This is a genomic window from Cedecea sp., assembly GCF_036500665.1.
Lineage (GTDB): Bacteria > Pseudomonadota > Gammaproteobacteria > Enterobacterales > Enterobacteriaceae > Cedecea.
The window spans coordinates 1-6,028 of record NZ_DASYBS010000169.1 but is presented as its reverse complement, the minus strand read 5'-3'; the positions used below and the strand labels follow the sequence as shown (position 1 = coordinate 6,028).

The following is a 6,028-nucleotide window of genomic DNA, read 5'->3' as shown; positions in this document are numbered from 1 at the left end:
TAGCCGTGGTCGACAACTAACTTTGCAGCTTCGAGTTTAAATTCTGCCGTGAAATGTTTTGCCATTGGGTCACCTGTGGTGTTGGGGAGGTGAGAATATCACCTTCCGATCAGGTGGCCAGTATCAGTGTGCCACTACATTCAGTAGTCATGCTGCCTGCTCCTCTCTGCTGCTGATTAGCTCTTTGGTTTTCTGCTGATACTTCACCTTGATTGCCTGGCACTCTTCGGTAGTCCAGCGATGGCGTTTATGGTCAGACTCAATCGCCTCTATCTGCTCTATGCCGATGCGCCCGATCAGCTTCACGCGATACGGAACCAGGTTCCCGCTCTTGTGCTGGTTGCACACAACGCATTGCCGGTGAATATTCCGCTCATCAAATCGGAGTTGAGGTGCCGCAGCAGTCGTCCGGTAATGTCCGGCATCCCACTGAGCAGACGTGAACGTTCCGCACGAGATGCATGGCAAGTCGCGGTCTCTTTCTCTGATGAAGGTGTTTACTGCTTGTTGAGCTTGTTTAATCCAGTAACTGCGGGGCTTTAAGGCGAGCTTTCTGACTTTCAGTTTGTCTTTCTGTTCCTGCTCCTCTCTTCGTCGTTTCTTGTCGGCTGCTTTCTCTGCGTTATCTCTTTCCCGGGCTCGTCGCTCCAGTGCGACTACCGTTCCGCATTCCGGTCCGCACCACCACTGGTTGCTGAATTTGGGGTGGAACCATTCGCGGCAGGATTCGTTTTTACAGCGCCTTCTCGGTGCTTTAGTCATTACGGTTCGCTCCAGTAGTTTTCTATGGCTGCGCCCATGCGCTGCATCCACTCAGCTAGTTTTAGTGCCGCCTCTCTTTCTGAGTGGTAATCCGGCATGTCTTCAATTTTCATTAACGCCCGAAAAGTGCCTCTCCGCATGTCTCCGGCGATAACAAGCTCCTGCTCGATAACGGACCGGGAGCGGCTTGATGAACCAGGGACGCGAACGAAACTGGACTGGTGCTGCACATAATATCGAGACTCGGTAGTTCGCTCGCCCCTGTCTTTCTTAAATGAAACCAACTCAGAGAAATCACCCATCGTTCATCACTCCATTAGTATCGGTTTCAATGTACGCATCACTCGCGCATTCCTCGCAGCAGTATGTTTCGTCATCATCAAGCACCTTTGCACAACCAGCACATAGACCAGCTGCTGTGTTGCTGTTGCGTTCATATGATGTGGTTTCAGATGGGGTTAGCATCACCGCGGCACCTCAACTTCTCTACCGGAGTCAATCATCAAAGCCCGGTGAATTCTCTGTAAGGCCCACTCAAGCTCACGTTTTGCTGCCATCACGACATAATCCTTCCCGGACTCGTTATATTGGTGATATTTGCTTAGATCCTTCTGCGCTTGGCTTACATCCCATTTGGCTGCCTCAAGTTCTTCTTTCACAGTTGAAAGGGTCATGCTGATTTCCTCGATTTAACCCGCAGCCAGGAATTTCTCCCTATTAATAAATCCTGATTTGTAACTCCGAACTCTCCATGAGTAGAATTAACGGCCTCATCATAGGCTGCCGCCGCCTCTTCCTTGGTAGGGAAGTAGCCAAGATGCATTTTTTCTCCATTGACTTTAATTTGTGCCGTCCACTTTCCAGTCCTTTTATAAAGAGAAATCCCTTTGTATCCATGAGGATTTAATGGGTTGATTCCTTTATTTCTGCAGTTTTCTCCTTGGGTTACCTCTCTTAGATTTGATATTGAGTTATTGCCTCTATCCCTATCTACGTGGTCAATATTTTTACTTGGCCAATATCCGTAGCTAATCGCCCAGCAAATCCGGTGGCAATAATACTTTCGACCATCGATTCCTATCCTTTTATAGCCTGCGCCATTTTTCGCTGAAGCCTCTTGCCCCGCCTTAGCTCTCCCGTAATCAACTTTCCATATTAAAACTCCTGTGGCAGGGTTATATGAAAGTAATTCTTTTAACTTTTCGATGCTTATTTCGATCATTTTCTCGCTCTCATTCTTATTTTTCTAATGCCGGATAATCGGCAAGAATGGTCGTAAGTCTTGATTTCGGATGGGAGTGGTTCAGGCTTACGTTTACTGCGGTGTCGGACGTTGAAGATGAGGTTGTCGAGTGCTTTCTGGGTTGGGCTTCGTGTTCGCTTCATCCCGCCCTCCCGGGTGTTAGCTCAATATCGCAATCGACTTGGTTGCCCCACATGCTCCAGCCGTCGATTTTGTTCCGACTGAACAGCTCGCAGCGCGGCACATCTCCCAGCAGCCTTACCAGTAAATCGCGTATCTCAGGAGGCTTTGCGCTGTGGTCCATTCGTGGCGCTGTGATGTGCTGGCAGATTGAGGCGTCAAAGCGCTCAGGAAGCTTGCCACGCACTGCAAAGAGACAATCCTCACTATTCGCCCGGGTCATATGCCCCATGCCGATAGCGCTGTTCCCTTTGTGTTTATTGGTCTTGTGCCAGGTGAATCCTTTCATCGTCATCAGCCGGAATCCCCAGGCCTCGACAACCTTTAGCGCTTCCAGTGGCTGAGTCGGAACCCACCACATAGCCAGCAGGCAGGAATCAGGATCAGCCAAATCCCAAACTGGCAGCCTGCAGATATCCTGCACTGTCATTGTCTGGTATTTGTGGCCCGCTCCACGCTCGCCGTCATTGGCTTTATCGCGGTAAGTCCAGGGCGGGTCTGCGTAGATAAGCTTGAACTTGCTCATGAGTAGCGTCCTTCAGTGAATTTAACTCCCTGGCCAACCGACCAGGCTGTCGTGTACTCGATCAGGCTAGCCATGCGCTTAATGCTCATTTCCGCGCTGCTTTCCCGAATGTTCACATATTCACCCTCGATGCCAGGCACTACCTCCGCCCCCTGCTTTGTCGCAACGGCATGACCGCTGATGAGCAACACCTTCCACTGCTCAGGCTTCAGCTTTTTTCCGCACCACTGAACCTGTGCGGCGATATCACCGAGCATGGCGTGGAATTTGGCGTTCTGGTCTAGGTTGCGTTTGTAGTCGGAGATTCGGATTGTTACGGGGCGGTCTTTGTCGGTCCGCAGGGACTGGATGATGTTTATTGCGTTCTGTCTGATCCGCTCGTCACGAATCATTAGCGTTTGCTTCATCCTCTTCTCCTTTAACGGTTATCCCTGCAATCAGCGGAGTCCACCCTTCCATTTTTGCGCTGTGATGCATTTCTTCCTCCGCGCCCGCAAAGTCATCCGGGCTGACGGCGCTACCGTGGTGTGTCATGTAGGCCACAATCTTTCCAGCTGCTCTGCTGGCCTGCCATGCGTCATACGCCATTCGAACGCCAAGACGGCAATAGCAGCCATGACATTCACTGATTTCAAATATTGATTCGTGTCTATCTTCAGTGTGACCCCAGTTAAGCCGATACCACGCTTCAAACTGCTCTCTTGAATCACTCATTGATATCACCATTCTCTTCAGCCCAGATAATGTCACCCTGAACATGGAACTTAAGGCCCTGCTCTTGCAGCTTTTCCTGCACGCTGCGGTGACAGATGTTGTATCCCTGATCGGAATAGTCAGTCTCCACATCACTAATGGGAGGAAGCTCAACAGCGAGCGCCTCTCTGCTTTTATGCCACCACGTCCAAGCCAGCATTACGAACGAGTCAAAATACGCCCCCTCTCCACTGTCATTAACAATCCAGATTCGCTTTAATGCGTCACGCACCCTCTCTGATTCAGAAGGTGTTGATGAGTTGTCATTTACCCATGCATCTTCAAATTGTTGCCGTTCTATTGATTTGCTCATATCCCCTCCAGTAAGGCCGTGGCCGGTTAGTTTTCGAGTTTGTGCGGGAAGCTGCGTCTGAATTGTCCAAGACCCCGATATGAAAGACCTGAGTAATCACCGGCGCGGGTGAATACAACAGTGTGGCCACCGCCCGATGCCCTGATGTCATGAACAGTCACCGACATATCTGCCGAGTGATTTACGTCCAAGACATAGCGCTGGTTAATCATTTCTGCTCGCTGTTTGCTGTTAAGGCTCACTTCTCTTTCCTCCAGGCAGCACAAATAAAAAAGGCTGCGATGATGGTCAGCAGCCCGGTAGTTAACTCTGTGATGTAAGCGGTCATGCCAGGCCTCTTTTCTTCAGCAATTTCCAAGCGCCGTCAATTTCATCTTGTGACGCACCGCCGCTTTTGTACTCTAACATCAGGCACTGAGATACATCACCCCAGCTAATTGGTCTTCCTGAGTCAAAAACTTCATCCCAATCAAACTCATACCGCGCTGTTTGACGGCAGTATTTGACCGTAAGCCACGTATTGCTATACGCAGGGTAGCCATAGAGAATTTCTATCGGCTTCTCTTTCCATGGCTCTTTGTGTATTGCGATTAATATTGCGATGAATATCGCGACAAGCATGAATACCAATGCCAGTATGCTCATACACGCACTCCTTCAAGCATCTTGTTAATCTGATATCCGCTCCAGTTCTGGCGGCACTCGTCGAATATGGTGTTGCCTGCGCTGGTATCGACAGTGACCATCTGGCCGCACTCAGTCCGATAATCCGGCTTAACACGGCCGTACTTCTGCGGCGCTACATCCGTAGCTGCATAGGTGTACTGCCATTTCTCACCGCTGCGCTCGATACTGCCACGCCGCATCATCTTCAGAAGCGCTGAGGCTATCGTGGTCTGGTTGATGTTGAACTCTGCGACGATAGCGCCCTGTTTCTGGTTTTGATTGCGGGATAACCATTCCCATATGCGGTAGTTGAGGATTACTTTTTTGCTCATGATTCCTCCTGATTACTTAATCAGACCATTGGCTTTACGGCGCTTGTATTCCTCGAATAGCCAGGTGGCAGGCGTTACCGAGCCTAGCACTGCGGCGTTCGGCATGTAGTGCATCTTGCCGTCGTCTTTCGTGGTGAAGTTTGCCGTCTGCATGACCTCTTTTTTCTGCTCCAGACTAACTACCGGATCAGGAATTGGCTGTCCTGCCGATACCTTTTTCGACCACTCTTCCAGCTGCTTACCCGCGTACTTCTCGACCTCGCTTTCGCTAAGCTGCCGCTGGTACATAGCCCGGCGCGTGTCGCAGACAATCCAGTACATGACGGGTTTCGACCAGGGGAATCGCTCTGCGCCGCCTGAGTGCATGCCCTTCTCTCGAGCGTACCGGTGAAACTCTGACATGACGTCTTCCAGCGTGACACCCAGCACCATCGAGCTGTCTTTGCACCAGGAGATAAACTTCCCGGGCGACGGCCAGAAGTCGGAGTTACTTGCTCGCGCATGGCGAACACCGGCCGACAGCTGCTCTCGCGTTTTGATGCCGTTCTCAGCGAAGGCGGCGATCCACTGGCGTTTAGTGGTCTTCTCGTCAGCTTCGCTTTTCAGGCTGGTACTGACTGCTGCCGGGAAGATCTGCTTAAGCTGCCGGAACAGCGAGTCAACCAGCGATTCAGCCTCGCTGCTGATTACCTTGTCGGGCTCGTAATTACCGCCAGCCATACGCGCCATAGCGGCACCGTCGCGGTTATTAATCGCCTCTACGAGTTGCAGGCTCATATGAAGTCCTTCCAGCCTTCAGGGCTGTTCCAGTGAGGGGTTTGCTGAACGCTACCGGGTTTAATACCACGCTTAATTGCTTGCTTGTTCTGGTAGCTGAGTTTCTGGCTGGCTGCGTAGAACCAGTTTTTAGGCTTCTCGTGGGCGAATTCAATGTCCAGCCGCTGAAGCTCGTAGTCGAGGTCGATGCAGGAGTAGAGCTGCTTCCATTTTTCGTAATTATCGTGGTTGAGCTTTACGATCTGACCTTCGAATGCGTAGCGAGAAACGTTTGGAGTTGATTCAGGAGGAGCGCTAGCGACTGATGTTTCTTTAGGTTCATTGACTGGTTCAAAAGAGTGACTGGTTATGGGGTCAGCTCTGTAGTGGTCAACTAATACTGGCCACCGCATTAGACTGTAAGTAGTACAGCCGCTCAGATTCGTTGGGCGTTAAGCCGCCGTTGTACCAGTGTGGGCGGATGGCGCTGTAATATC

The 6,028-nt window shown here is 50.9% G+C and carries 14 protein-coding genes; all 14 read right to left on the bottom strand.

Annotation, left to right across the window (positions count from 1 at the left end; all coding sequences use genetic code 11):
• Positions 1–147: 147 nt before the first annotated feature.
• The 14 genes from VGM55_RS26265 to VGM55_RS26200 all read right to left on the bottom strand — a co-directional run bounded on the left by VGM55_RS26265 (position 148) and on the right by VGM55_RS26200 (position 5,552).
• The gene (locus tag VGM55_RS26265) at positions 148–762 is read right to left on the bottom strand and encodes a recombination protein NinG (protein ID WP_331637201.1); all 615 of its coding nucleotides are present in this window, start codon (positions 760–762) and stop codon (positions 148–150) included.
• Positions 762–1,064, bottom strand: a complete 303-nt coding sequence (locus VGM55_RS26260; RefSeq protein WP_331637200.1) for a hypothetical protein — start codon at positions 1,062–1,064, stop codon at positions 762–764. The genes VGM55_RS26265 and VGM55_RS26260 overlap by 1 nt, the downstream gene beginning before the upstream one ends.
• Complete coding sequence (locus VGM55_RS26255) at positions 1,057–1,227, bottom strand: protein NinF (protein ID WP_331637199.1); 171 nt, start codon at positions 1,225–1,227, stop codon at positions 1,057–1,059. The genes VGM55_RS26260 and VGM55_RS26255 overlap by 8 nt, the downstream gene beginning before the upstream one ends.
• Positions 1,227–1,436, bottom strand: coding sequence for a hypothetical protein (locus VGM55_RS26250; protein ID WP_331637198.1), 210 nt, complete (start codon positions 1,434–1,436; stop codon positions 1,227–1,229). The genes VGM55_RS26255 and VGM55_RS26250 overlap by 1 nt, the downstream gene beginning before the upstream one ends.
• A complete protein-coding gene (locus tag VGM55_RS26245; RefSeq protein ID WP_331637197.1) occupies positions 1,433–1,984 on the bottom strand; it encodes an HNH endonuclease signature motif containing protein in 552 nt (183 codons plus the stop codon). Before VGM55_RS26245 ends, VGM55_RS26250 begins: the two co-directional genes overlap by 4 nt.
• A complete protein-coding gene (locus VGM55_RS26240) occupies positions 1,981–2,148 on the bottom strand; it encodes a NinE family protein (RefSeq protein ID WP_331637196.1) in 168 nt (55 codons plus the stop codon). Before VGM55_RS26240 ends, VGM55_RS26245 begins: the two co-directional genes overlap by 4 nt.
• Positions 2,145–2,711 (bottom strand): MT-A70 family methyltransferase, encoded by a 567-nt coding sequence (locus tag VGM55_RS26235; protein WP_331637195.1) that lies wholly within the window; start codon positions 2,709–2,711, stop codon positions 2,145–2,147. Before VGM55_RS26235 ends, VGM55_RS26240 begins: the two co-directional genes overlap by 4 nt.
• Positions 2,708–3,118: a recombination protein NinB gene (locus VGM55_RS26230; protein ID WP_331637194.1), complete on the bottom strand. Its 411-nt coding sequence runs from the start codon at positions 3,116–3,118 to the stop codon at positions 2,708–2,710. Before VGM55_RS26230 ends, VGM55_RS26235 begins: the two co-directional genes overlap by 4 nt.
• A complete protein-coding gene (locus VGM55_RS26225; RefSeq protein WP_331637193.1) occupies positions 3,093–3,425 on the bottom strand; it encodes a hypothetical protein in 333 nt (110 codons plus the stop codon). The genes VGM55_RS26230 and VGM55_RS26225 overlap by 26 nt, the downstream gene beginning before the upstream one ends.
• Complete coding sequence (locus tag VGM55_RS26220) at positions 3,418–3,777, bottom strand: hypothetical protein (protein WP_331637192.1); 360 nt, start codon at positions 3,775–3,777, stop codon at positions 3,418–3,420. Before VGM55_RS26220 ends, VGM55_RS26225 begins: the two co-directional genes overlap by 8 nt.
• Before the next feature lie 26 nt (positions 3,778–3,803).
• Positions 3,804–4,019: a hypothetical protein gene (locus tag VGM55_RS26215; protein ID WP_331637191.1), complete on the bottom strand. Its 216-nt coding sequence runs from the start codon at positions 4,017–4,019 to the stop codon at positions 3,804–3,806.
• Positions 4,020–4,101: 82 nt separating this feature from the next.
• Complete coding sequence (locus VGM55_RS26210; protein ID WP_331637190.1) at positions 4,102–4,422, bottom strand: hypothetical protein; 321 nt, start codon at positions 4,420–4,422, stop codon at positions 4,102–4,104.
• Positions 4,419–4,775, bottom strand: coding sequence for a hypothetical protein (locus VGM55_RS26205; protein ID WP_331637189.1), 357 nt, complete (start codon positions 4,773–4,775; stop codon positions 4,419–4,421). Before VGM55_RS26205 ends, VGM55_RS26210 begins: the two co-directional genes overlap by 4 nt.
• Positions 4,776–4,787: 12 nt before the next feature.
• Positions 4,788–5,552: a replication protein P gene (locus VGM55_RS26200; protein ID WP_331637188.1), complete on the bottom strand. Its 765-nt coding sequence runs from the start codon at positions 5,550–5,552 to the stop codon at positions 4,788–4,790.
• Between the last annotated feature and the right edge of the window lie 476 nt (positions 5,553–6,028).

Coding starts and splice junctions, on each gene's coding strand:
- VGM55_RS26265 (WP_331637201.1), bottom strand. CDS start 762: ATGACTAAAGCACCGAGAAGGCGCTGTAAAAACGAATCCTGCCGCGAA.
- VGM55_RS26260 (WP_331637200.1), bottom strand. CDS start 1,064: ATGGGTGATTTCTCTGAGTTGGTTTCATTTAAGAAAGACAGGGGCGAG.
- VGM55_RS26255 (WP_331637199.1), bottom strand. CDS start 1,227: ATGCTAACCCCATCTGAAACCACATCATATGAACGCAACAGCAACACA.
- VGM55_RS26250 (WP_331637198.1), bottom strand. CDS start 1,436: ATGACCCTTTCAACTGTGAAAGAAGAACTTGAGGCAGCCAAATGGGAT.
- VGM55_RS26245 (WP_331637197.1), bottom strand. CDS start 1,984: ATGATCGAAATAAGCATCGAAAAGTTAAAAGAATTACTTTCATATAAC.
- VGM55_RS26240 (WP_331637196.1), bottom strand. CDS start 2,148: ATGAAGCGAACACGAAGCCCAACCCAGAAAGCACTCGACAACCTCATC.
- VGM55_RS26235 (WP_331637195.1), bottom strand. CDS start 2,711: ATGAGCAAGTTCAAGCTTATCTACGCAGACCCGCCCTGGACTTACCGC.
- VGM55_RS26230 (WP_331637194.1), bottom strand. CDS start 3,118: ATGAAGCAAACGCTAATGATTCGTGACGAGCGGATCAGACAGAACGCA.
- VGM55_RS26225 (WP_331637193.1), bottom strand. CDS start 3,425: ATGAGTGATTCAAGAGAGCAGTTTGAAGCGTGGTATCGGCTTAACTGG.
- VGM55_RS26220 (WP_331637192.1), bottom strand. CDS start 3,777: ATGAGCAAATCAATAGAACGGCAACAATTTGAAGATGCATGGGTAAAT.
- VGM55_RS26210 (WP_331637190.1), bottom strand. CDS start 4,422: ATGAGCATACTGGCATTGGTATTCATGCTTGTCGCGATATTCATCGCA.
- VGM55_RS26205 (WP_331637189.1), bottom strand. CDS start 4,775: ATGAGCAAAAAAGTAATCCTCAACTACCGCATATGGGAATGGTTATCC.
- VGM55_RS26200 (WP_331637188.1), bottom strand. CDS start 5,552: ATGAGCCTGCAACTCGTAGAGGCGATTAATAACCGCGACGGTGCCGCT.